The sequence below is a fragment of the Modicisalibacter xianhensis genome (genome assembly GCF_900113605.1).
GTDB classification, from domain to species: Bacteria; Pseudomonadota; Gammaproteobacteria; order Pseudomonadales; family Halomonadaceae; genus Modicisalibacter; species Modicisalibacter xianhensis.
Genome location: NZ_FOPY01000003.1, coordinates 160592 through 185027, shown reverse-complemented (window position 1 = coordinate 185027; position 24436 = coordinate 160592). Strand labels below are relative to the sequence as shown.

The window sequence follows — 24436 nt, the reverse complement described above, 5'->3', positions numbered from 1 at the left end:
TCTCTCAACACTTTATCGAATCCCTCACTGACGTGCCAACCGCAGCGGCTCGGGAGGCCTCTCGCCGGGCGTACCGCGCCAAGGGCTGATATCCAGCCCGCCACGCCTCACGTAACGAGCCATGACCAGCAAGCGCTTCGGCCGCACCCTGGCCATCAGGTCGGTAAAGATATGCTCGACACAATGCTCATGGAAATCCTGATGTTGACGGAATGACACCACATAGCGCAGCAGGCCTTCCCGGTCGATCTTCGGTCCACGGTAGCGGATCAGTACGCTGCCCCAGTCCGGCTGGCCGGTCACCGGACAGTTGGACTTGAGAAGGTGTGAATACAGGCTCTCCTCGACGATTTCCTCACTGGCCGTTAATAGCCTCGAATTCGGCGAGTAATCGCTAATCTCGACATCAAGCCCATCGATGCATTCTCCAGGCAATTTTCGAGGCATCAACGCATCGTCATCGAGATCGAGCAGGCTGACCTCGACACCCCCTCCTGCCGCGGCGGACAGGTCCTCGGCAAGCGTGCCCAGCACCGCATTCCAATCTGCGAAGCGGGTCTGGTTGAAGCTGTTGAGATACAGCTTCCAGGACTTGGATTCGATCAGGTTGGGCGAGGTCGCCGGTAACCGGAACCGTGCAACCGCGACGATCGGCTTGCCGCGCTCATCAAGCCAGGACATCTCGAAAGCGTGCCATTCGTCCTCGCCAACGAACGGCAGGTCGGCATTGTCGATACCCAACGGCGCGCGATTGGCCGAACGCGCGATAGGAAACAGTAGCGTCGGATCGTAATGCTCGGGGTATACGGACTCGCGGCCAAGCGGCGCATGCTTGAGGGTGTCGGGACGATGTGTCACGTCATTAGCTCCTGATACCCTTGCCCCGCTCCAGCATCCACAGCGCCAGGACGAAGAAGGCCACGATGAAAAGGGCGATGGCGACCAGTGCTCCGCCCACGGGAATGTCGGAAACGCCTAGAATGCCATAGCGGAAGGCATTGACCATGTACAGGATCGGGTTGGCCAGCGACACACTCTGCCAAAATTCCGGCAGCATGTTGATCGAGTAGAACACCCCACCCAGGTAGGTCAGTGGCGTGAGCACGAAGATCGGCACGATGGAGATATCGTCGAACTTGTGTGCCAGCAGGGCATTGATGAAGCCACCAATCGAGAAGAGTGTCGCCGTCATGGTCACCACGCCGAGGGTCACCAGCGGGTGGTGGATGTTCAGGTCGGTGAAAAAGAACGACACCAGGGTCACGATCAGCCCCACCCCAAGGCCACGCGCCATGCCACCCAGCACGAACCCCGACAGGATGACCCAGTTGGGCATCGGTGAGACCATCATCTCTTCCACGGAGCGCTGGAACTTGTTGGAGAAGAACGACGACGCGACATTGGAATAGCTGTTGGTGATCACGGACATCATGATCAGACCCGGCACGATATAGGCCATGTAACTAATGCCATCCATTTCACCGATACGCGAGCCGATCAGGTTGCCAAAGATGATGAAGTACATGGTCATGGTGATCGACGGCGGCAACAGCGTCTGCGGCCAGATACGCGTGAAGCGACGCACTTCCTTGACGACCAGGGTCCAGAGCGAAATCAGGATCTGCATTGGGTTCATTGACGCACTTCCTCCTGTGCCGCTCGCTTTGCCTCTGCCTTGGCGTTGTTACCCTCGACCATCGAGACGAACAGTTCCTCAAGACGGTTGGCCCGGTTGCGCATCGATACGACCTGCATGTCCTGATCGGAAAGCTGGGCGAAGACATCGTTGAGACGCTGCCCTTTTCTTACCGACAGGGCGAGCTGTGCACTGTCGACCTTCTCGACGTCAAAGCCCTCGATGCGGGGTGCCTCGACGATGGGGCGGGCCAGGTCGAGCAAAAAGGTTTCGGTATCCAGCTCGGTCAACAGATCGCGCACCGAGGTGTTCCTGACGATTTCGCCGTGATTGATGATGGCAATGTTGCGGCACAGACTCTCGGCTTCCTCGAGATAGTGCGTGGTCAGGATAATGGTGGTGCCTTCCTCGCGATTGATACGACGCATGTAGTCCCACATGCTGCGGCGCAGTTCGATATCCACCCCGGCCGTCGGCTCGTCGAGAATCAACAGGCGCGGGCGATGTATGAGCGCACGGGCAATCATCAGGCGCCGTTTCATCCCTCCCGAGAGCATGCGTGCCGGCCCATGGCGCTTGTCCCACAGGCCCAGGTCCTTGAGCAATTGATCGCAGCGCGGCTTGGCCTGGCGCAGCGACAGACCGTAATAGCCCGCCTGGGCAAGGATAATATCCTCGACCTTCTCGAATTGGGAAAAATTGAATTCCTGGGGTACGACACCAAGGTGGTATTTGGCCTTGGCAAAATCACGGTCGATGTCAATACCGTAGATCTTCACCTGGCCGGCGGTTTTCTGCACCAACGAGCAGACGATGCCCAACGTGGTCGACTTGCCTGCGCCATTAGGGCCAAGCAGTGCAAAGAAATCCCCTTCGGGTACATCCAGATCGATGCCCTTCAGGGCATGAAAGCCATTGCCGTAGACCTTGGTCAGCCCACGGATGGACAAAGCCGGTTCCGCCATCAAACGCACCTGTCGTCAGTCGGTCGCTAGGGAAAAGAACACATGACATGGGGGCCGGAGCGGCAAAAATCAATGCCTGGCTAATAATTTCACCAGGTTGGCGTGCCATGGCTGTCGCAGCGAAGAATGGATAAGACTACGATAGCCTATAGCCATGCAGTGTCGGCAGCGACATGAGGGGATGATACACGATGGAGCGGGAACGAGAGGCGACCGGGCTGGCGCTCCAGCTCGCGACCCTAACCTTGCTTGCAGAAAAATTATACGATGGAGCGGGAAACGAGATTCGAACTCGCGACCCTCGCCTTGGCAAGGCGATGCTCTACCACTGAGCTATTCCCGCCGATCGAGAGAGGAGCAAGCAAGTGGCGTCCCATAGGGGGTTCGAACCCCTGTTACCGCCGTGAAAGGGCGGTGTCCTGGACCACTAGACGAATGGGACGCATAGACGGCGAATGGAGCGGGAAACGAGATTCGAACTCGCGACCCTCGCCTTGGCAAGGCGATGCTCTACCACTGAGCTATTCCCGCTTAATACACCAATCCGGCACCCGAGGAGGAAGTGGCGTCCCATAGGGGGTTCGAACCCCTGTTACCGCCGTGAAAGGGCGGTGTCCTGGACCACTAGACGAATGGGACGCAATGCCTTGCCTCGTCGAGGTGGCGCGTATATTAGTTAGCCAGGCGGCAGGTGTCAACAGGCGGCGAGTCGCAATGTGGCAATTGCGTTTCTGCGCCCCATCCACACATGCCGGAGTCTGCACTGGCATTGTGTCGTGAACCCGACCAACCTCATCATTGTCGCACCATGACGTTCCGGCCGATTCTGTCCCGGCCAGTTCAACGGGAGAACACCATGCGCAAGAAACTCGACAAGAGCGACGCCGAATGGCGCGAGCAGCTTACCCCCGAGCAGTACCATGTGACGCGCGAGAAAGGCACGGAGCCGCCTTTCAGCGGCGACCACCAGGTCAGTGACGAACAGGGCATCTATCACTGTGTATGTTGTGGCGCAGCCCTGTTCGAGAATGAGCACAAGTTCGACTCGGGCTGTGGCTGGCCCAGTTTCGACCGTCCCTTGGGCAAGGAGACCGTGGAAGAACACTTCGACGCCTCGCACGGCATGCGCCGTACCGAGGTAGTGTGCTCGCGTTGCGATGCCCACCTGGGCCATGTGTTTCCCGATGGACCCCAGCAGACGACTGGCCTGCGTTACTGCATCAATTCCGTGGCACTGAGCTTTCATCCCGGCGAGTAGACACCGACCGCGACAAGGGCGCCGATCTGCTAAGATGGGCGCCTCTTTTCATCGCTATCGGTACAAGGTGACGCCATGCTCGGTTGGTATCCGGGACACATGAACAAGGCACGCCGCCAGATCAAGGAGGCGTTGCCGGAAATCGACGTGGTGCTGGAAGTGCTCGATGCACGCCTGCCCTACTCCAGCGCCAATCCCATGCTCGCCGAACTGACCGAGCACAAGCCAGTACTCAAGATCCTCTCGCGCGCCGATCTCGCCGACCCGGCGCAGACAGAGACGTGGGTCGAGTATTTCGATGCCCAGGAAGATACGCGCGCACTGGCGGTCACCACCACCCAGGCACGCGAACTCAAGCGCATACCCAAACTGTGCCACGAACTGGCCGGCCAGGTGCGTGCTGACCGCGACGTTCGTGTCATGGTCATGGGCATTCCCAACGTCGGCAAGTCGACCCTGATCAACGGGCTTGCCGGACGCAAGATCGCCAAGACCGGCAACGAGCCGGCAGTGACCAAGCGCCAGCAGAAAATCCGTATCGAGGGACGCATTGCACTGATCGACACGCCCGGTGTGCTCTGGCCCAAGATCGAGAATCAGGCCAGTGCCTATCGCCTGGCCGCCAGCGGCGCGATCCGTGATACCGCCATTGATTACTTGGACGTTGCCATCGTTGCCGCAGCCGAACTGGCCAAACGCTACCCGGATGCGTTGAGCAGCCGATTCAAGCTCAAGGAACTGCCTCCCTACTCCCCCGTTCCCCAGGCAGCCGATGTCGAGGCCGATGGCCCTCAGCGGATCGACCTGCTGGCCCTGGCCGGTTTCGACGGGCAGGCCATCGTCAGTGAAATCGCCAGCAAGCGCGGAGGCCTGCGAGCCGGTGGCGAGGTCGACATGCATCGCGGTGCGGAAGTGCTGTTGCATGAACTGCGCGACGGCAAGCTGGGCCGCGTGACGCTCGAGACACCGGCTGACATTCCTCCACCGGAAAGCCAGGCAAGCGATCAGGAAAGCACACCTGTCTGAGCGGTAATTGCGCTTTGGCAGTATCACGACCGCGTTATATGCTGTGCTTCGCCGCGCAACACCGGTATTGGCTTGACCCTAGAACTCTTTCATTGCCGCCCCTCACCGTACGGCTAACGGAATCCCAATGGACACCCCGACACCACTCAGGAAATCGCACAAGCTCGACAACGTCTGCTACGACATTCGCGGTCCGGTACTCGATCACGCCAAGCGCCTCGAGGATGAAGGTCAGCGCATCTTGAAGCTCAACATCGGCAATCCGGCCCCCTTCGGGTTCGAGGCGCCGGAGGAAATTCTCCAGGATGTGATGCGCAACCTGCCGACCGCACAGGGGTATTGCGATTCCAAGGGGCTGTACTCTGCGCGCAAGGCGATTATGCAGGAATGCCAGCGCAAGCAAATTCCCGGGGTCGGCATCGAGGACATCTATATCGGTAATGGCGTATCCGAGCTGATCGTGATGGCCATGCAGGCGCTGCTCAACGATGGTGACGAGGTATTGATTCCCGCGCCTGATTATCCATTGTGGACGGCTGCGGCCAACCTGTCGGGCGGTCGTCCTGTTCATTACCTGTGCGACGAGCAGGCGGACTGGGTCCCCGATCTTGCCGATATCCGGGAAAAGATCACTTCACATACGCGCGCCCTGGTCCTGATCAATCCCAACAACCCCACCGGCGCCGTGTATCCCCCTGCGGTGGTCAAGGAGCTGTTGAGCATCGCTCGCGAACACAACCTGGTGGTCTTCTCCGATGAGATCTACGACAAGGTCCTCTATGACGACGTCGAGCACGTGTCTACCGGCGCGCTGGCCGATGAGGATCAGTTGGTCGTGACCCTCAATGGGCTGTCCAAGAGCTATCGCTGTGCTGGCTTCCGCTCCGGCTGGATGATTCTGTCGGGTACCGCCGCCAAGCAGCAGGCCAGGGACTACATCCAGGGCCTCAACATGCTGGCCTCGATGCGCCTGTGTGCCAATGTTCCGGCCCAGCACGCCATCCAGACCGCCCTGGGCGGTTATCAGTCGATCAACGACCTGGTGTTGCCGGGAGGCCGGCTGCGCGCCCAGCGCGACATTACCTACGAGAAGCTCAACGCCATTCCCGGCGTGTCATGTACCAAGCCCAAGGGAGCACTATACGCCTTTCCCAAACTCGACCCGGCGGTCTTCAACATTCAGGATGACGAAAAACTGGTCCTCGACCTGCTGCTTCAGGAAAAGATCCTGCTGGTCCAGGGCACGGCCTTCAACTGGCCCGAGCCGGACCATGTGCGTATCGTTACCCTGCCCTGGGCCGACCAGCTGGAAGATGCACTGGACCGTTTCGCACGCTTTTTGTCCCGCTATCGCCAATGAGCCATTTCCGTCGGCTCATCCGGTAAGCGATTGAAACTCGGCCGCACGGGACGCATCTAAGTGGCCAACAAGAACCTGAATTTCCCCTGGTTTCCAGACTATCGAGGGTTAACTCCATGATGCGCATCATCCTGTTTCTTGCCACCAACCTGGCCGTCGTGCTGGTGGCGAGCATCACACTGCGCCTGTTGGGCGTCGAGCCATACCTGCAGGCCAACGGGCTGAACATGAACAGCCTGCTGATCTTCTGCTTCGTGTTCGGAATGGCGGGGTCGCTGGTGTCGCTGTTCCTCTCCAAGAAAATGGCCAAGTGGAGCACGAAAACGCAGATCATCGATCAACCACGCGATGCCAACGAACAGTGGCTGGTCAATACCGTGGCCGAACTGGCACGTGACGCCGGCATCAAGACACCGCAGGTAGGCATCTTTCCGGCCCAGCAATCCAATGCGTTTGCCACCGGCTGGAACAAGAACGATGCGCTGGTTGCGGTTTCGGCCGGCTTGCTCAATCGCATGCGCCCCGAGGAGATCCGGGCCGTGCTGGCCCATGAGATCGGCCATGTGGCCAATGGCGACATGGTAACCCTGGCGCTGATTCAGGGTGTACTCAATACCTTTGTGATGTTCTTCGCACGTGTCGTTGCCCAGGTACTGGACAGTTTCCTGCGGCGTGACGACAACGAAGGCTTGGGCTTCATGGGCTACTTCGCCGTGGTCATCGTTGCCGAGATCGTCTTCGGCCTGATTGCATCGGTCATCGTCGCCTGGTTCTCGCGTTTCCGTGAGTACCGCGCCGACGCGGCTGGCGCCAAGCTGGCTGGCTCCGGCGCCATGATCAATGCGCTTGCCCGCCTCAAGGCGGAAACGCAGATGCCCAACCAGATGCCTGACACGCTGACGGCGTTCGGCATCACGGCCGGCCAGTCCCGCAAGATCATGGAACGCCTTTTCGCCAGCCATCCCCCGCTGGACGATCGCATCCGCGCCCTCAAGGAGTCAGCTTATCGTCAGTAACCGGGGGGCTATCGCCGCTGCCTCGCCAGCCCTCACCCTTCGGGTGAGGGCTTTTCTTTATAGTGACTGCAGCAGCCATGCTCTGGACCGTACATATTCGACTAACGTCGCAAGCTCCATCATCCAGCGCATTGAACTAAAGTCTAACACCCCGCATACTATAGGTACGTCTTCAAACAATAGGGGTTACGACATGACTACCCAGACAGTCTCTTCAACCCGCACCAACATCACTTCATCTCAGCCTTCTCTGTTCAAGCGCATTGGTATGAAGGCCTACCGGGTCCTGGTTCTGATGTCGGAGGGAGCCTACAAGGGTTACCAGGCTCAGCGCGCTCCCTACTACGCGACGGTCTAAGTTTTTACGGTCAAGGTTATGAAGCTCGGGAACCATGCCTTGTGGTAATGCCTGGGCCAGGGCCAAGCGAGATAAAGACAGCCGTTTGCTGCCATCCGTTCCTACTGTGCCCGCCATGACGCGGGCACACGTCATTGGTCATTTGCCTGCCAGTTTTAACTTGAAACCGAAGCCTTCGATCACGTCACGAAGACCGGCGTTATTCTTCTTCAAGTCCACTCGCAGGGTAGAGAACTCACGGCGCACCGGATATTCAGCGCGGTAGCGATCGAAGGCAGTTGCCATCCCCAGACGGCGGCGATACCGCTCGAAGCCGACCATGTCCCGACGCACGTCGTAACAGGCCCTGACGCAAAGCGCCAAGGCTTCCAGCGGGGGCGCCCATGCCGTGAGAACGACCTTGTGCAGCCAGGGCTCAGGCTTGATCTGGCCCAGCTTGCGCCTGGCTGGCAGTCCGAAATGCTCCATCAATGCCTGGTAGATCAACTCGGTGCCACGCATCTTGCCATCCAAGCTATGGCCGGCAATGTGCGGCGTGGCGATATCGACCAGTGAATAGAGGGTTTCATCGATGGCCGGCTCGTTTTCCCAGACATCGAGGACCGTGCGCAGGTCGCCCCGGCTTTCCAGGCGATGGCTCAGCGCGGCATTATCCAGGCAGGCGCCCCTGCCAGCATTGATCAGGACGGTGCCCGGCCTGAGTGTCTCGATACGCGCCGCATCCATGAGATGGTAGGTCGGGTGGTCCCCATCGCGTACCAACGGTGTATGCAGGCAAACGATATCCGCCTGCTCGATCAGCGTGTCGATGTCGACGAAATCGCTGCGTCCTTCCGCGTCGGCACGCGGAGGATCGCAGATCAGGCAACGGGCACCGAGTTCCTGCAGACGCTGCCATAGTCGGTTTCCCACATTGCCGGCACCAACGATCCCCACGGTACGCCTGGCCAAGGCGAAGTCTTCCTCCTCGGCCAGTACCAGCAGGCTGGAAAGCACGTAGTCGACAACCGAGTCGGCATTGCTGCCGGGGGCACTGGCAAAGGCAATGCGCTTGTCGCGAAGGTAGGCGAGATCGACGTGGTCGGTACCGATGGTGCACGTCCCCACGAACTTGACCCGAGACCCTTCCAGTAATTCTGCGTTCACCGGCGTGATCGAACGTACGATCAGCACATCCTTGTCACGCACGGCTTCGCGGGTCATTTCTCGCCCTGGCATGCGGGTGATTTCACCCAGATCGGCGAAGAACTCCTCGGCCAATGGAACGTTCTGGTCCACTAGAATACGCATGGAATGTTTCGCTCCTTGTTCGTGGCCGGCGGACAGTTACAATGACGCTGGTCATCTTAGGCCGCGCCACCGGGAGCGGCAAGCCGTGCCATTTCAGGAGCCATCGTGATCGTCCGCTGGGAAAGTGAACATGACTACGTTCTTGTCCATGTCCATCAGGACATGTTCGGCGACTGGATCTTCAGTCGCGCCTGGGGCCAGATCGGCACGCAGTTCGGCGGGCTCAAGCACCAGTTGGCCGACAGCTACGATCAGGCCTTGATGTGGCTCGACGACGTCGACCATATCCAGTCGTCGCGCGGATTCCGCAAGGTTCTGGAAACCAGCGAGGACAGCCCCGAAGGACGCGATGCCGTTCGCCAATTGTCGCTACTGGGACTCTGAGGTCATTTCAGAACACGCCGCCCCTTGACCAGCCGCATGCTGATCCGGGACGGCCCCTGATCGGCTCCCGATTCGCTCTTGCCTTCAGCGCATAACCCTCTCGCCTCGAGCCAGGCAGCCAGGCGGTCGCGCTCGAATCCTCGCTCGAGTTCGTTGCCTCCCTCGTCGGCCAGCACGGGAATGCGTGTCCCGTAGCGGGCCAGCAATATCTCGCTCTCGGCGATTTCGACACGCTCCAGCTGGATACTGGCGTGCCCCAGGCGTGCCAGCTCTGCCTCCAGTATTTCGCAAAGGTGACACCCCAGGGTGGTGTAAAGCGTCAATTGGCTCATTTTGCACCCCGGTGACGGATCTGGAAGCAGTGATGGAGATTGGGCCGACGCTGGAAGTCCGGATCGAAGGTACGAGAGGTAATGTCCTTGATCTCGTAACGCTGCAGCAGTCCGTCGTCGAGTTGGAAGCGGCGCTGGTTGTTGGAGAACACCAAGGTGCCACCTGGAGCCAAACGTGCCATGGCAAGATTCACCAGTCTTGCATGGTCACGCTGAATATCCAGCGTGCCTTCCATGCGCTTGGAATTTGAAAACGTCGGCGGATCGAGGAAAATCAGGTCGAACTCGCTACCCGCCGTTTCCAGCCAATGCAGGCAATCGTCGCGAATCACCCTGTGCCGGCTGGGATCGAGTCGATTGAGCGCCAGGTTGTCGCGAGCCCATTCGAGATAGGTGTTGGACAGGTCGACGCTGACACTGTCACTGGCGCCTCCCAGCGCTGCCTGCACTGTCGCCGTGCCGGTATAGCAGAACAGATTGAGAAAGCGCTTGCCGTCGGCCATCTGGTTCAGCAGTCGCCGCACCGGACGGTGATCGAGAAACAGACCAGTGTCGAGATAATCCCGCAGATTGACCCACAGCAACGCCTGGCCCTCGCGTACCTGGAAACGCTCGCCACTGCTGTCTCGCTTCTGGTACTGGGCCTTGCCCGCCTGGCGCTCACGCTGCTTGAAATAGACATTTTCCGGGCGCACGCCCAGCACGCCAGGCAAGACCTGCAAGGCATCCATCAGTCGGCGCTGAGCCTGGGCGGGGTTGACCGACCGGGGTGGCGCATACTCTTGCACATGGACACGCTCACCATAGACATCCACGGCCAAGGCATATTCCGGCATGTCCGCATCGTACACGCGATAGCAGCACTCCCCGCTCTGCTTGAGCCATTTGCGCAGCCGCTTACGGTTCTTTTCCAGTCGGTTGGCGAACATCTGCGCCCCATCGGAGCGTGCGCTCCCCGCCTCCTGCAGGCTATCCGACGGCTGGTCCGACGACTCGGGCACGGAAATGAGCAGCAGCTTGCAATCCAGCGCCCCGTTCTTGAAGGCATACTGCTTTTCGGCACGTAGCCCGACACGATGGCCAAGGTCAGGATTGGCCGTGAACAGCGCCATGGACCAGCCAGGAAACTCGCTACGCGCCCGTTCACCCAGCGCCGCATAGAGCGGAACCAGTTCGGGAAGTTCGCCGATACGCTCGCCATAGGGCGGATTGGTCATGATCAACCCCGGCTGCTCGCTCTCCACCGGCCGCTTGAGCTCGGCTAGCGCTCCGCCATGGAACTCGATCAGTGCGGGGATACCGGCCCGCATGGCGTTGGCCTTGGCAGCCGCCAGTGCCTGAGGGCTGATATCGAAGCCATACAAACGCGACTTGATGCGCCGGCGACCAAGGCTGGCCCTGGCCTCGGCTTCGCGCTTGAGCTCACGCCAAGCCGACTCGTCATGCCCTGCCCAGCCATGGAAGCCATAGCGCTCCCGGCGCAGCCCGGGCGCCGTGTCTGCCGCGATCAGCCCGGCCTCGATGACTAGCGTGCCCGACCCACACAGGGGATCGACTAGCGGCTCGCCCCGGCGAGCCCGCTCCGGCCAGCCAGCCCGTATCAACAAGGCTGCGGCCAGGTTCTCCTTGAGCGGCGCATGCCCCAGTTCCTTGCGATAGCCTCGCTGGTGCAAGCTGTTACCCGACAGGTCGATACCCAGGGTGAACCGTCCCCGATACAGGTTGGCGTAGATCCGCAGATCGGGCTGGCGGACATCGATGGTCGGACGCTCGCGTCCGGCTGCCTGCAGGGCATCGACGATGCCATCCTTGACGGTCTGGGCGCCATAGCGGGTATGGCGAATCTGCGAAGACTGACCATGAAAATCCACAGCCAGGCTGCGATCCGACATGACATGACGCGACCAGTCGATGTTGCTGGCGACACCATGCACAGCATCCGGCGTCTCTACTCCCTCTTCCTGAGCAAGCACCAGAATGAGGCGATTGGCCAGGCGCGACCATAGGCAGATACGGTAGGCCACATCGAGCGATGCCTGAAGATGCACCCCGGCGACAGTGGTCCTGGCGACCTCGCCTCCCAGCGCGGTGATTTCTTCGGCGAGGAGCGTTTCCAGGCCCTTGGGACACGTTGCGAACATGCTTCCCGTGGCGGAATGGGAGTTGGTCATAAGCTAAGCGACTCCGGGATCACGCTAGCATGATCCTTTGATTTCAATCAGGTAACCGTTAGGTAACCTTTTGTTGACAAAACGCGACTCGACAAGCCTGGTCATTCTGAACTAGTAATTAAATCAGTAGCTACTGATGACACGCATGCGTTCTATTCGTGGGCCCTGTGGGTTTGCGAGGCTAATCGACCTGCAATGACGCCAAGCGTATTGCATGATGTCTTTTGTCTTCGCAAAAGTCTCGATACCAAAAAATCGGTTCTTCAAAGAGGCCATCCGATGAAACGACAGAAACGTGATCGCTTCCAGCGTGCTTATGTTCACGGCTACAAGGCCGGTATCACTGGTCGCTCCCGTGACGATTGTCCCAGTCAGGACGTGAATCTGCGAGAATACTGGATGAGCGGTTGGCGTGAAGGTCGTGGGGATCATTGGGCCGGCATGACCGGTGTCTCCGGACTGCACAAGAACCCCATGGTGATGTGACCATCCGTCTCCCACCGTAATGCCGGTTGTCGGCTCTCCCGCCACCGGCACATGCCTCGGTGAAGGATGATGACTCTCCAAGGCCCGCCTGAGATGCGGGCCTTCCTGCGTTTTTTCTCAAACCTTGAGCGCCCTGGCACATTCCGCCACCAGTGCCGGCCCGCGATAGATGAAGCCAGAATACAATTGCACCAGGTCCGCCCCGGCATCGCGCTTGGCGCGTGCTGTCTCGCCGCTGTCGACGCCTCCTACACCGATGATCGGCATCGTTGGCAGATGATGGCGAAGCGCACGAATCACGACATTTGACGGTTCGAATACAGGTTTTCCCGACAACCCGCCCTGCTCCTCGGCATGCGGCAATCCCGCCACCGCATCGCGGGCTACGGTGGTGTTGGTGGCAATCACGCCATCGATGCCATTGACGGCCAATGCCTTGGCCACCAGTGCCGTCTCGTTGTCATTCATGTCCGGCGCAATCTTGACTGCCAGCGGCACACGCCGCCCAGTCTCCCGGTCGAGCCTGGAACACTCTTCACGCAGCGCACCGAGCAGATGGTCCAGATGCTCTCCAAATTGCAGGTTTCTCAATCCCGGCGTATTGGGGGAAGAAATATTCACCGCCACGTAATGGGCATGCGCATGCACTCGCCGGAGACATGCCAGGTAATCGTCCACGGCACGCTCGACCGGTGTGGTCAGGTTCTTGCCGATGTTGATGCCGATGACACCATCGAAGCGGCTGCGCTGCACGTTGCGCACCAAGTGATCGACACCGGCATTGTTGAAGCCCATGCGATTGATGATGGCGCCCCGCTCGGGCAAGCGGAACAGGCGTGGCTTGGGATTGCCCGTTTGTGGCTCGGGCGTGACTGTTCCTACCTCGACGAAGCCGAATCCCAGTGCGCCGAGGGCGTCCAGGTGATCGGCGTTCTTGTCCAGCCCCGCTGCCAGACCGACGCGATTGGGAAACGTAAGCCCCATGATCTCGACGGGATCGGCAACACGGGCTTCTGCCCCCAGCATGCCGGTAAGCCGCAAGCGATACACCCCATCCAGCAGGGACAGAGATACGCCATGGGCGGTTTCGGCATCCAGTCGGAACAGCAGGGAGCGGAAAAGAGAGTACATGGGCAGCTCGGCATCAATGAAAAACGCCGAGAGTATACCCCAAGCGCCCCGCCAGGCTTAATCCACATCGTACGAAGGTACGTGGGCCTGGCAGGACGTGGGGCTATCGACTGTGGCGCTTACTGGGTATCGAGTTGCTGGATGCGCAGCGTATAGTTGTTGACACCACTGTTGGCCCGACCAAACTTCTGGCCGTTGACCCAGACGGTGTAACGGCCCGGCTCCAGACGTGTGCGAATGGCAAAGTCGCCCTCGAAGCCGGTCGCCTTGTCACTGGCCACGACGTTGCCCTGCGCATCGAGAATTTTCGCTTCGAGACGATATTCAGTTTCGCTCCCCACGAAGGTGGAACTGGTGACGGAAACCGTGCCCGCTTCGACAACGTCGAAAGACAATACTTCCCCCCGGGTTCGGATATCGATATCCGCGACGATTTCATCAAAGGCCTTGGGCATGGCTTCCTGCGCTGGCTCGCTTGCGGACTGCGCGGGCTGGGCGACAGTTGACGTTTCTGGCGCGGCGGCCTTGCTGGCTGGCGTCTCCTGGGTAACTTGAGGCGCAGCGATGGCAGCAACGGCATCGTTCTTGTTCACGAACGCCGTGGTACGACCATCGCGCCCCGGCCCGCCGAAGCTTATCCCGGTGCCACCATCGATGCCGCTCTGGTCACTGCTCAACCGGCGTCCTTGCGAGTCCAGCCCAGCCACTTCGACGTTGTAGCTGTTGCCACCGGTGCTCTCGGTCCCGAACTTGTTCGCCGTGACTCGCAGGGTGTAATCCCCCGGCTCGAGCTGCTCCACCAGGCGTAGGCCACCGTTTTTGCCCAGCGCATCGCCACGCGCCACTGCGTTGCCTTGCTCATCGAGAATGACCGCATTAATGCGGTAATCATTCGACTCACCCGGTAGAGTGCTGCTGGTAAAGACGTATTGGCCTGCCTTGTCGACGGTGAATGGATGTTCGTGCGTGCCTCCAAAACCAAAGCTTTGGCTGCGTGCATCGGTGCGAGACGTGAAGAACTTGCTCAGGTCAACCTTGTCAGCGGATTCGCGGGCACGCTGCAGGGCGGGACTATCGGCAATCGCCAGTGATGCCGAGCCAGCCAATCCCAGTGCCACGATGATAGGTAATACGCGATGTTTCATAGGGTCTCTCTACGATGGCGTTTAACCGGTCGTGGCACAGCATACCAGAGCGCCCCCGACTGGCGTGTCATGTCATTAAACCTTGAACGGTAAGCGAGACCAGGCTAACAACGCAAACCGCCCGGCTCACGCCGGGCGGTTTACAGCTTCTGGCTGCGAAATCAGCTTTCGCCGTTACTTTCGGCCAGATCGACCAGCTCACGGATGGCCACGGCGAACAGCGGGAAACCGCCCTGGGCACCATGCCGCACTTCGTTGACCAACCCACACCAACGATTGTGCAATTCCGAATGCCGCGACAACCACTGCTCGACACGCGGCCCGACATCCAGCGAACTGTCTTCCATGCTGAGCACACTGACCGTCAGCGCCAGCTGCTGGCGGTCGAGATCGTCACGGAAGGTCTCCCGGGCCTGTGCCTGCCAGGCATCGCGTACCTTGAGCTCGTTGACCTGCTCGGTCATCCAAGGCAACTCCAGGCGATGCCCGATCTCGAAGTAGACCTCGGCAACACGCTGCACTTTTTCGTTGGCCTGCTTGGCGGCTTCGATGATTCCCAACCCGCCATAGAGATTGCGTGTCGCCGCGATCACCCTTGCCAGTTCCTCGGGCACGCCGGCCCCGGTCAACTCCTCGCAACGTGATTGCCAGGCTTCGTGATCATCGCCCCGCAGGTGGTCACCAATGCTCTCCTGAAGCTGTGTCAGTCGCGGCGCGAAGTGTTCAACGCTCTCCTTGACCGTCATGCTGCTGCGGTGGCGCAGGAACCAGCGCGTCGCACGGCGCAGCAACCGCATCAGGTCCTGCATCATGGTGTACTGGATTTCACTGTCGACCTTGTTGTCCAGCGCCTCGATCTGTTGCCACAGGCTGTCGAGGTTGAAACTGTCCCGGGCCACGATATAGGCACGTGTGATATCGGCACGCCCTGCTCCCGTGGAGTCGATCAGGCGACGCATGAACACGATGCCCATGTGATCGACCAGATCATTGGATATCTGGGTCGCCGCGATCTCACGTTTCAGCCGGTGCTCGTACATCTCATCGCGGAAACGCTCGACCAGCACCTTGGGAAAGGCACGTTCGAGATGCGTCTGGATATACGGGTCGTCGGGTACCTCCGAGGCAATCAGGTCGCTTTTCAACGTACTCTTGGCATATGAGATGAGTACCGACAGTTCGGGCAGGGTTAGTCCCTCGTCGGCATTGGAGCGCTCGAGCAGCATCTCGTCACTGGGCAGGAACTCCAGTTCGCGATCCAACTGGCCATGCGCCTCGAGTTCATTGATGAAACGCCGGAACGGTCCCAGGCCATCCTGGGACAGACGCCGGGACAATGACAGCGCCTGGGTCTGGCGGTAGTTGTCCAGCAACACCAGCTCAGCGACCTCCTCGGTCATGTCCGCCAGCAACTGGTTACGCTGCTTGTCGGTCATGTCGCCACGCTTGACCACATCGTCGAGCAGGATCTTGATGTTGACCTCGTGGTCGGAGCAATCAACCCCGCCGGAGTTATCGATGAAATCGGTATTGACCCGGACGCCCTGGCGTGCGGCCTCCATGCGCCCGCGCTGGGTCAACCCCAGGTTACCGCCTTCGCCGACGACACGGCAGCGCAGTTCCTCGCCATTCACTCGCAGGGAATCGTTGGCCTTGTCTCCGACATCGGCATGGGTTTCCTCACGAGACTTGACGTAGGTGCCGATCCCGCCGTTCCAGATCAAGTCGACCTCTGCCTTGAGCATGGCATTGATAAGGTCATTGGGAGACAGCTTGTCGGCCTCGATACCAAAGACCTGCTTCATCTGCGGCGTGATGGTGATCGACTTGGCGCTACGCTTGAAGATGCCTCCCCCTTCGGAAATCAAGCTGCTGTCGTACTCCTCCCAACTGGAGCGCGGCTGGTCGAAGAGACGCTTGCGTTCCTTGAACGAGGCAGCGGCGTCGGGCTCGGGGTCGATGAAGATATGCAGATGATTGAACGCCCCGACGAGGCGAATCTTGTCCGACAGCAGCATGCCATTGCCGAACACGTCGCCGGCCATGTCGCCAACCCCCAGCACCGTAAACTCGTCCTGCTGGGTGTCGACGCCCAACTCGCGGAAATGGCGCTTTACCGACTCCCAGGCACCACGAGCGGTGATGGCCATCTTCTTGTGGTCATAACCGTTGGCGCCACCCGAGGCGAAGGCATCACCCAGCCAGTGACCGTACTCGAGCGAAATCGCGTTGGCGATATCGGAAAAAGTAGCCGTTCCCTTGTCGGCAGCGACCACCAGGTAGGGGTCGTCGTCGTCGTGACGCACGACTGCCTTGGGCGGGACGACTTCCCCCCCAGCGAGGTTGTCGGTCACATCGAGTAATGCCCGAATGAATATCTGGTAGCAGGCGATCCCTTCCTTCTGGATGGCATCGCGATCGGTCGTGTCAGGCATGCGCTTGCAGATGAATCCGCCCTTGGCCCCCACCGGCACGATGACCGCATTCTTGACCTGCTGGGCCTTGACCAGCCCAAGGATTTCAGTCCGGAAGTCCTCGTGGCGATCAGACCAGCGCAGCCCACCACGGGCGACCTTGCCACCCCGCAGGTGCACCCCTTCGACACGCGGCGAGTAGACGAATATTTCGTATTTCGGCCGCGGCTTGGGCATGTCGGGAATCTTGGCCGGCTCGAGCTTGATCGCAATATAGCCCTTGTAATCGCCACTCTCGTCGGCCTGGTAATAGTTGGTGCGCAGCGTTGCCTGGATCAACTCGACATAACGCCGCAGCAACAGATCGTCGTTGAGGCTGGCCACCGCGTCTAGTTGCCCGGTAATACGCTCCAGACAAGCATCGATCTCGCTCTGCTGACCCTGCTGGTCGGGATCGAAACGCAGTTCGAACAGGGTCACCAGTTCGCGGGTGATCTCCGGATAACTGGCCAGCGTGGTGGCGATATAGAGCTGTGACAGCCCGAAGCGCAACTGCTTGAGATAACGGGCATAGGCACGCAGCAGCGCGACCTCGCGCCATGTCAGGTTGGCACCGATCACTAGGCGGTTGAACGGATCGTTCTCGGCATCGCCAACCCAGATACGCTTGAACGCCTCGATGAACGTGTCACGCATCTCCTGAAGATTGACGATCTCGTTGGAATGATGCTCCAGATCGAAATCGTGAACCCAGAAATCGCGGTCCTCGCGATGAATGTTATAGGGTCGCTCTCCCAGCACGCGCAGGCCGAGGTTCTCCATGACCGGCAACACGTCGGACAGCGGCACCGGGCAGTCGGCATGGAACAGCTTGAGGTTGACGCCGTCCTCTTCTTCCTCGACCAGACGATACAGGCTCAGTGCCAGCGCCTGACCTTCCTCGAGCTCGCCAATGTGATGCAGATCGTAAACGGCGGTGCGTGCCGAGAAATCGTCGCGATAGCTCCCGGGGAACGCCTCGCGGTAGCGATCCATCAGCTGGTTGGCCTGTTCCTCGCCGAAGCCTTCGACCATGGCATGCTGCAGGTCGTCTCGCCAACTGCGGGCCAGCATGCCGACCTTTTTCTCCAGCCGCCGGATGTCGTAATCCACCGGCGTCTCGCCATTGAAACGCAGGATCAACTGGATACGCGCCAGCACCGACTCGGAGAGGTAGGTATTGAAATCGCCGAACGTGGCATCGAGCTCATCGCAGAGCAGGTTCTGGATACGCACGCGCAGGTCGGTGGAGAACACGTCGCGTGGCACAAAGACCAGGCACGAGTAGAAACGCCCGAAACGGTCCTCGCGAATGAACAGACGCACCCGGCGTCGCTCGCGAATATTGAGGATTCCCGTCGCGGTCCGTATCAGCTCATCAGTAGATATCTGGAACAGGTCGTCGCGCGGGTAGACATTGAGGATCTGGCGCAATTGATGACCATCATGACCACGCGGATCGACGCCGGTGGCCTGGATCACGGCCTGGATTTTCTTGCGCAGGATCGGAATATGGCGCGGTGAATCATTGTAGACCGTCGCCGCATACAACCCCAGGAAGCGTCTCTCGCCAATGACATTGCCGTCGGCATCGTAGCGATCGACGGAAATGTAATCGGGATAGGCCGGGCGATGTACCCGAGAATGGTAGGCACTCTTGGCAAACGACAGCAGTTCGGGCACCAGCACGTAGTGATCGCCCTCGACGCCCAGGTCGTTGCGGATACGCTCGCGGTAGCGAGGCTGATCCAGCTTGAACACCCCCAGGTCGCTGCCTTTGATGTGACGCAACTGGTCCTGACCGTCTTCCTTGACGACCTCGTACTCATCGTAGCCAAGGAAAGTGAAATTATCGCTTTTCAACCACTCGAGAAAAGCGATGGCCTCTTCGTGATTGGCCGCTTCGATCTGGGATGGCCGCGATGCCTTGAGTTCCTCGAGCGCCGCGCTGACCTGATCGCGCATTGCCTCGAAATCCTCGACCGCCGTGCGCACGTCGCGAAGCACGTCGCGAATACTGCTTTCCAGTTCCTCGAGCACGGCGGGATCGGAATGGCGATCGATCTCGATGACGATGACCGACTCGTGCGTCTTGGGCGCCTGCTTGGCATTGACCGGGGTCACACGCTTGAGTCGATGCTGCGGGTCGCGCTCGACGGCCAGCACGGCATTGTGAATGGCATGTACAGTAATGCCGCGCCGATTGAGTTCGATGCGCACCGAGTCGACCAGAAACGGCATGTCCTGCTGCAGCACGCCCACCACGGTGTGCGAAGATTGCCAACCGTGCTTCTCGAAATCCGGGTTGTAGACCCCGACCTTGGGCGATTTGGGGTCGTGCTGCTGCATGAAATGCCAGATGGTCAGGGTGGCACCATAGATATCGTCGAGATGGCGCTCGGCGAGATCCTCGAAAGGTGCACTGGCATAGAAATCCTCGGCGAAGGCTGCAATCGCCTTCACTTTTTCCTGAGGAAGGCGCTTGGCGAGTTGCTCGCGAAGCTGGGCAAGAAATTCCTGTTTGCCATCGATTGCGACGTGTTGCATCAATCACCTCGGCTGCACCCGGTCACCAGTGACCGGTGGGATGTTCATCGGCGCGACTCGCGTGTCGCGTTATGCGAGCGTACTCCAGCTCCCCGGACAGCCCTATCATCATGCCCCAACTTTCATGGAGCATATCAGTTGCGCATTGCCTCTTGACTTTTCGTTACAGAGGACAACTCTGGCCTATCCTGCCTCCCCCTCACGCATCAGGCATGTCTTTCGAGCAGCACCCCGCATTCGCAGTGGTCCGTCCAAGGGAACTGATCGAATAGCGCGAAGCGTCGGATGGCATGGGTATCATGCAACTGCTGCAGATTGTCCAACAAGGTCGCCGGATTGCAGGAAATATAGACGATGCGCGAATATTCCCTGAGACGCTCACAGCTTTGTGGATCCAGCCCTGCACGGGGTGGATCGACCAGTACCGTGGAGAAATCGTAGTCGTCCAGCGCCATCTCGGCCACTCTGCGTCCGCTCTTCTCCCCGGCCAGGGCCTGCGAGAACTCCTCGGCGGACATGCGTCCCACCACGGCATTATCGATGCCGTTGGCCTCGATATTGACGTTGGCTGAAGCCACCGAGGTCCGGGAAATCTCCGTGGCCAACACGCGACGGAAGTTTTCGGCCAACGCCACGGTGAAGTTGCCATTGCCACAGTACAGCTCGACAAGATCCCGCGCCTGGCCATCAGCCGTCACGTTCCTTGCCCAGTGCAACATGGCCTGGTTGATGCATGCGTTGGGCTGGGTGAAGCTGTTCTCGACCTGCTGATACGTGAATACCTGCCCGTCCACTTCGAGCCGCTCCCAGACGTGATCGCGTTCCAGGATCAGGCGCTGCTTGCGGGCCCGGCCGATGATGGAAACGCCCAGGTGCGCCTGGAGCCAGCGCGCATCGCTTTCCCAGTCCTCGCCCAGCGGGCGGTGATAGATCAGCGTGATCAGCGCTTCACCGGTGAGCGTGGTCAGGAATTCCACCTGAAACAGCTTGCGTCGCAACACGGGATTATCCCGTACGGCATCGAGCAACTGTGGCATCAGTTCATTGATGCGCCGACTGGCCACGGGGTATTGATCGAGCCGTACGACCGTCTTCTTCTTGGGATCCTCGGGGTCTACCTCGAACATCGCGTAATAAAGATCATCGCCTTCATGCCAGACGCGAAACTCGCACCGCTGCCGATAATGGCTGGGTGGCGAGGCATATACCTCGAGTTCGGGGGCATCGAGTGGTGCGAAGCGTTCGATCAGGAAATCGCGCTTGGCGTCCAGTTGCTCCTGATAACGCTCAGGTTCGACAACGGGTATGGCCACGTAGTCTCCTTGCTTGATGATAAAAGGGGTAAAGGCGCATCAGCGCAGCAGATGCGGCAGGGATTCCACGGCAAGCCACTGCGGGGCGGCAAAACCGTAGTTTGCCAGGGCGACAGAGAGTGCTGGCATGGGTGCCGTGGCCCAGGCTTGGTCAGTCGAGCAGGGCTGGCCCATGCCGGAAACGACGCTGGCGACGCGACGTGCAATGGCCGCCCCCGAGTCGATCCAGGCGACCGGTTGCGGCGCCTGCGCACGCAATTGATCGACCAGCAGCGGAAAGTGCGTACACCCCAACACCACGGTATCGAGTTCGGGACGCTTCCAGAGCGGCGCCAATTCCTCTGCCAGAATCGCTTCGTCCAGTTCCAGTCCGGCCAGCTTGCGCTCAGCCAGGGTAACCAGGCCATCGGCAGCCACCCTGACCACCTGGCAGTGGGCCGCGAAGTCACGGATCAAGGCGTCGGTGTAGGGGCGGTGAACGGTGGCCGAGGTCGCCAGCAAACCGATCGTGCCGCTACGCGTCAGCATTGCCGCCGGCTTGATGGCAGGCACGGTGCCCACCACGGGAATCTCCAGCCGGGCGCGCAACTCACGCAAGGCCAGCGTACTTGCCGTATTGCAGGCCACGACCAGGGTGCTGGCCCTACAGGCTGCCACGGCAGCAAGGCACACATCGACAATACGCCCCACCAGCCAGTCGTCGGGCTTGGTGCCATAGGGCAGCATGGCATTGTCGCAGACATACGCCAGCGCGGCCTGTGGCAGGCGCTGGCGTATGGCGGCCGCAACCGACAACCCGCCGACCCCGGAATCGAAGACGAGAACCGGCCCGCTCATCCCTTCTCCTCGGCAAAGTACTCGCATAACGTGTGAATCAGTGCCTGCAGCCGCGCCGGCATGAGGTCACGCTCGGCATACAGCAGGTACACACCGAGCGGCCGGGTCACGAAATCGTCCAGGACATGCACCAGGCGCCCCCTGGCGACTTCCGGCTCCCCCAGAAAGGCCGGCTTGTAAACCAGGCCCATGCCCCGCGATGCGGCTTCTGCCAGCGCCCGCCCGTTGTTGCACGTCATCACCGGCTGGAAGCGATAACGCTGGGGCTTGCCATCAACGAGAAATGTCCAACTGGGCCCGTCGCGTTGCAGGCTGTAATGCAGGCAGCGATGCGAGCGCAGCTCATCGGGGTGACCCGGCGTGCCATAACGCGCCAAGTAGCCGGGCGAAGCATAGACATGCATGGGCATGGTCATCAGGCGGCGCGCAATCAGGCTCGAATCCTCGAGTTCACCGATGCGCACCACCAGGTCGAAATCCTCGGCCAGCAGGTCGACACGGCGGTCTTCCAGCGCCACCTCGAGTCGCACGGCCGGATGCTTCTGCTCGAAGGCCTGCAATGCCGGCATCAGCTCGCGTACACCGAAATCCAGCGGCGCCGAGAGACGCACCTTGCCACGAATCTCGCCGCGCTGTTCGCCCAGCCCCGCTTCCAGTTCCTGCAGTTCGTCGAGCAGGCGTGCGGCTCCGCGCAGGTAACGCTCTCCTTCGGCCGTCAGGTGCAGGCGACGAGTCGTTCGGGCCAGCAGCCTGACACCTAGTTGCTCTTCCAGGCGCGCCACCTGCTTGCTGACCATCGCATTGGATAGCCCCAGACGCCGGGCGCCGCCCGCGAAGCTGCCGGCCTCGACCACCGCACGAAAGGTCTGCATTGCCTGAAGCCGGTCCATCCCGATTCCTCACCACACTACTTGGTGCGCATTCTACCTGACCGACGCCCAACAGGCCCGACCCTTGTCGCCCCTTCAAATACTGGTTATTTTTACAGTATCCATACCATTACCCAAGGAGGCATACCCATGAACGTCAGCCGCTTCGCTTACGCATCCCCCAGAAGCACCTCACTTCTGGCTCCCAGTCCCGAGCTACGCGGAGCGAGTGGCTTTCCATCCCCCGCCGACGATTATCGTGAATTCCCTCTGGATCTCGATCGCTACCTGGTGCCCCACCCCGCCTCGACCTTCTTCATGCGTGTCAGTGGGCATGGCCTGGTCCAGGCCGGCTTCCATGACAAGGACCTGTTGATCATCGACCGGGCACTATCCCCCCGGGCCGGCGACTGGGTCGTAGCCACCATCGACGGCAGCCTGAGCCTGCAGCGCCTGGATAGCCATGCCGGTCGCTTCTGGCTTCAGGGCGAAGACAGCCGCCTGGCCCGGGTTCCCCTGGACGGCGAGCACGATCACCGCATCTGGGGCCCGGTCTGTCATGTCATTCATGCCTTTCGCCGTTGAGTGCTGCCATGTACGCGCTGATCGACTGCAACAATTTCTTCGTCAGTTGTGAACGTCTGTTCGAACCTGGCCTGGAGGGCGTGCCGGTCGGCGTATTGTCGAACAACGATGGCTGTGTCATTGCACGCTCCGAGGAACTCAAGGCGCTGGGTATCACCATGGGTATGCCAGTGCACCAGATACCGTCAGGACAACGGCGCAGAATCGTGCTCAGATCCTCGAACTACGCCCTCTACGGCGACCTTTCCAGCCGTGTTCAACAGGTCCTGGCAGCACGCGTGCCTGCTCTCGAGCCTTATTCCATCGATGAGTGCTTTCTTGACCTGCGGGGTATCGGCGGCGACCTTGACGTTCTGGGACGCAGTCTCGTTCAAGCGGTGGAGCGCGAGGTTGGCCTGCCCGTCTCTTTGGGTATCGCCCCGACACGTACCCTGGCCAAACTGGCCAATCGCCGCGCCAAGGGCATGCCAGGCCATTCCCAGTTCTGCCTGTGGCCGGATGCGCAGGCGCCCGAACTCAGCCGGTATCTGCACCAACTCCCGCTCAAGGCTGTGTGGGGCATCGGTAGTCGTCTCGCCCTGAAACTGGCCAGCCTGGGGATCGACAACGCCGCCGCGCTTCGCGAAACGCCTGAAGCCCTACTGCGCATGCGCTTCAGCGTGGTAGTGGCCCGCACGGCTCGCGAACTGCGCGGCACACCCTGCCTGGAAGCCCACGAATTGGCTACGCCACGGCGCAGCATTCTCTGTTCACGTTCGTTCGGCCGGCTGATCAACGATCGCCAACAACTGAGCGACGCACTACGCCACCACTGCCAGCGTGCCGGGGAAAAGCTGCGTCGTGACGATATGCTGGCCAGTGCCATCGGGGTATTCCTGCGAACCAACCCTCATCACACTGGCCCGCAACAATCGCACTCCCTGTGGACGATGCTGCCCTTCCCCAGTGCCGACACCTTGCGGCTCAACCACCATGCCCAACGACTCCTGGCGGACCTGTGGCGTCCCGGTATCGCCTATCAGAAGCTGGGAGTCATGCTGGCCGACCTGTCCCCGCGCCATGGCAGCCAGGCCTCGCTGTTCGAGGGGCACGAGCCCGCCCGACAGGAAGCGCTGATGCTTGCCTGGGATGCCATCAGACAGCGGTATGGCCGCGATTCACTCACACTGGGATTGCGCTACGACAACGCCACATGGCCGATGAACAGCCGGTATCGCTCGCCATGTTACACGACCCGGTGGGATGAACTGCCGCAGGTATCGACCTGACGGGCC

At 60.3% G+C, this 24436-nt stretch carries 21 protein-coding genes and 4 tRNA genes; 9 read left to right on the top strand and 16 right to left on the bottom strand.

Annotated elements, in window-relative coordinates; translation table 11 throughout:
- Positions 1–24: 24 nt before the first annotated feature.
- From queF to BM194_RS04265, 7 genes are all read right to left on the bottom strand, one after another.
- Positions 25–858: an NADPH-dependent 7-cyano-7-deazaguanine reductase QueF gene (gene queF / locus BM194_RS04295; RefSeq protein ID WP_092844063.1), complete on the bottom strand. Its 834-nt coding sequence runs from the start codon at positions 856–858 to the stop codon at positions 25–27.
- 4 nt (positions 859–862) lie between these two features.
- Complete coding sequence (locus BM194_RS04290; RefSeq protein WP_092844061.1) at positions 863–1636, bottom strand: ABC transporter permease; 774 nt, start codon at positions 1634–1636, stop codon at positions 863–865.
- On the bottom strand, positions 1633–2601 hold the full coding sequence (locus BM194_RS04285) for an ABC transporter ATP-binding protein (protein WP_092844059.1): 969 nt from the start codon (positions 2599–2601) through the stop codon (positions 1633–1635). Before BM194_RS04285 ends, BM194_RS04290 begins: the two co-directional genes overlap by 4 nt.
- A gap of 268 nt (positions 2602–2869) precedes the next feature.
- Positions 2870–2944 (bottom strand) — tRNA-Gly (locus tag BM194_RS04280).
- Positions 2945–2967: 23 nt separating this feature from the next.
- A tRNA-Glu gene (locus BM194_RS04275) sits at positions 2968–3043 on the bottom strand.
- A gap of 14 nt (positions 3044–3057) precedes the next feature.
- Positions 3058–3132: transfer RNA gene (locus BM194_RS04270), tRNA-Gly, on the bottom strand.
- A 32-nt stretch (positions 3133–3164) separates the two neighbouring features.
- Positions 3165–3240 (bottom strand) — tRNA-Glu (locus BM194_RS04265).
- 217 nt (positions 3241–3457) lie between these two features.
- Here BM194_RS04265 and msrB point away from each other — a divergent pair.
- From msrB to BM194_RS20600, 5 genes are all read left to right on the top strand, one after another.
- Complete coding sequence (msrB, locus tag BM194_RS04260) at positions 3458–3859, top strand: peptide-methionine (R)-S-oxide reductase MsrB (protein WP_092844057.1); 402 nt, start codon at positions 3458–3460, stop codon at positions 3857–3859.
- A 75-nt stretch (positions 3860–3934) separates the two neighbouring features.
- Entirely contained in the window at positions 3935–4885 is a 951-nt protein-coding gene (ylqF, locus tag BM194_RS04255) for a ribosome biogenesis GTPase YlqF (protein WP_092844055.1), read from the top strand.
- A 127-nt stretch (positions 4886–5012) separates the two neighbouring features.
- Entirely contained in the window at positions 5013–6245 is a 1233-nt protein-coding gene (locus tag BM194_RS04250; RefSeq protein ID WP_092844053.1) for a pyridoxal phosphate-dependent aminotransferase, read from the top strand.
- A gap of 116 nt (positions 6246–6361) precedes the next feature.
- Positions 6362–7261, top strand: a complete 900-nt coding sequence (gene htpX, locus BM194_RS04245; RefSeq protein ID WP_092844051.1) for a protease HtpX — start codon at positions 6362–6364, stop codon at positions 7259–7261.
- Positions 7262–7454: 193 nt separating this feature from the next.
- Complete coding sequence (locus BM194_RS20600; RefSeq protein WP_177223341.1) at positions 7455–7619, top strand: hypothetical protein; 165 nt, start codon at positions 7455–7457, stop codon at positions 7617–7619.
- A 138-nt stretch (positions 7620–7757) separates the two neighbouring features.
- On the opposite strand, the gene pdxB is transcribed toward BM194_RS20600, so the two are convergent.
- Positions 7758–8909, bottom strand: coding sequence for a 4-phosphoerythronate dehydrogenase PdxB (gene pdxB, locus BM194_RS04240; RefSeq protein ID WP_092844049.1), 1152 nt, complete (start codon positions 8907–8909; stop codon positions 7758–7760).
- 105 nt (positions 8910–9014) lie between these two features.
- Between pdxB and BM194_RS04235 the strand changes: the two genes are divergently transcribed.
- Positions 9015–9293, top strand: coding sequence for a hypothetical protein (locus tag BM194_RS04235; protein ID WP_092844047.1), 279 nt, complete (start codon positions 9015–9017; stop codon positions 9291–9293).
- A gap of 2 nt (positions 9294–9295) precedes the next feature.
- Here BM194_RS04235 and BM194_RS04230 read toward each other — a convergent pair whose 3' ends face one another.
- Positions 9296–9625: a glutaredoxin family protein gene (locus BM194_RS04230; protein ID WP_092844045.1), complete on the bottom strand. Its 330-nt coding sequence runs from the start codon at positions 9623–9625 to the stop codon at positions 9296–9298.
- A complete protein-coding gene (gene rlmKL / locus BM194_RS04225) occupies positions 9622–11796 on the bottom strand; it encodes a bifunctional 23S rRNA (guanine(2069)-N(7))-methyltransferase RlmK/23S rRNA (guanine(2445)-N(2))-methyltransferase RlmL (protein WP_092844043.1) in 2175 nt (724 codons plus the stop codon). The genes BM194_RS04230 and rlmKL overlap by 4 nt, the downstream gene beginning before the upstream one ends.
- Before the next feature lie 279 nt (positions 11797–12075).
- On the opposite strand from rlmKL, the gene rmf reads away from it, so the two are divergent.
- Positions 12076–12282, top strand: a complete 207-nt coding sequence (gene rmf, locus BM194_RS04220) for a ribosome modulation factor (RefSeq protein ID WP_019016705.1) — start codon at positions 12076–12078, stop codon at positions 12280–12282.
- A gap of 117 nt (positions 12283–12399) precedes the next feature.
- On the opposite strand, the gene BM194_RS04215 is transcribed toward rmf, so the two are convergent.
- The 6 genes from BM194_RS04215 to BM194_RS04190 form a co-directional block, all read right to left on the bottom strand.
- On the bottom strand, positions 12400–13413 hold the full coding sequence (locus BM194_RS04215) for a quinone-dependent dihydroorotate dehydrogenase (RefSeq protein ID WP_092844041.1): 1014 nt from the start codon (positions 13411–13413) through the stop codon (positions 12400–12402).
- Positions 13414–13532: 119 nt separating this feature from the next.
- Positions 13533–14558, bottom strand: a complete 1026-nt coding sequence (locus BM194_RS04210) for a hypothetical protein (RefSeq protein WP_092844039.1) — start codon at positions 14556–14558, stop codon at positions 13533–13535.
- A gap of 161 nt (positions 14559–14719) precedes the next feature.
- Positions 14720–19558: an NAD-glutamate dehydrogenase gene (locus BM194_RS04205; protein WP_092844037.1), complete on the bottom strand. Its 4839-nt coding sequence runs from the start codon at positions 19556–19558 to the stop codon at positions 14720–14722.
- A 206-nt stretch (positions 19559–19764) separates the two neighbouring features.
- Positions 19765–20871 carry a tRNA (uridine(54)-C5)-methyltransferase TrmA gene (gene trmA, locus BM194_RS04200; protein ID WP_092844035.1) on the bottom strand — a complete coding sequence of 369 codons (1107 nt, stop codon included), beginning with the start codon at positions 20869–20871 and terminating at the stop codon, positions 19765–19767.
- A 39-nt stretch (positions 20872–20910) separates the two neighbouring features.
- Positions 20911–21708, bottom strand: a complete 798-nt coding sequence (gene murI, locus BM194_RS04195; RefSeq protein ID WP_092844033.1) for a glutamate racemase — start codon at positions 21706–21708, stop codon at positions 20911–20913.
- Positions 21705–22598: a LysR family transcriptional regulator gene (locus tag BM194_RS04190; RefSeq protein WP_092844031.1), complete on the bottom strand. Its 894-nt coding sequence runs from the start codon at positions 22596–22598 to the stop codon at positions 21705–21707. The genes murI and BM194_RS04190 overlap by 4 nt, the downstream gene beginning before the upstream one ends.
- Positions 22599–22727: 129 nt before the next feature.
- Between BM194_RS04190 and BM194_RS04185 the strand changes: the two genes are divergently transcribed.
- Positions 22728–23162 (top strand): LexA family protein, encoded by a 435-nt coding sequence (locus tag BM194_RS04185; RefSeq protein WP_092844029.1) that lies wholly within the window; start codon positions 22728–22730, stop codon positions 23160–23162.
- A gap of 8 nt (positions 23163–23170) precedes the next feature.
- Complete coding sequence (locus BM194_RS04180) at positions 23171–24430, top strand: Y-family DNA polymerase (RefSeq protein WP_092844027.1); 1260 nt, start codon at positions 23171–23173, stop codon at positions 24428–24430.
- Positions 24431–24436: the final 6 nt, after the last annotated feature.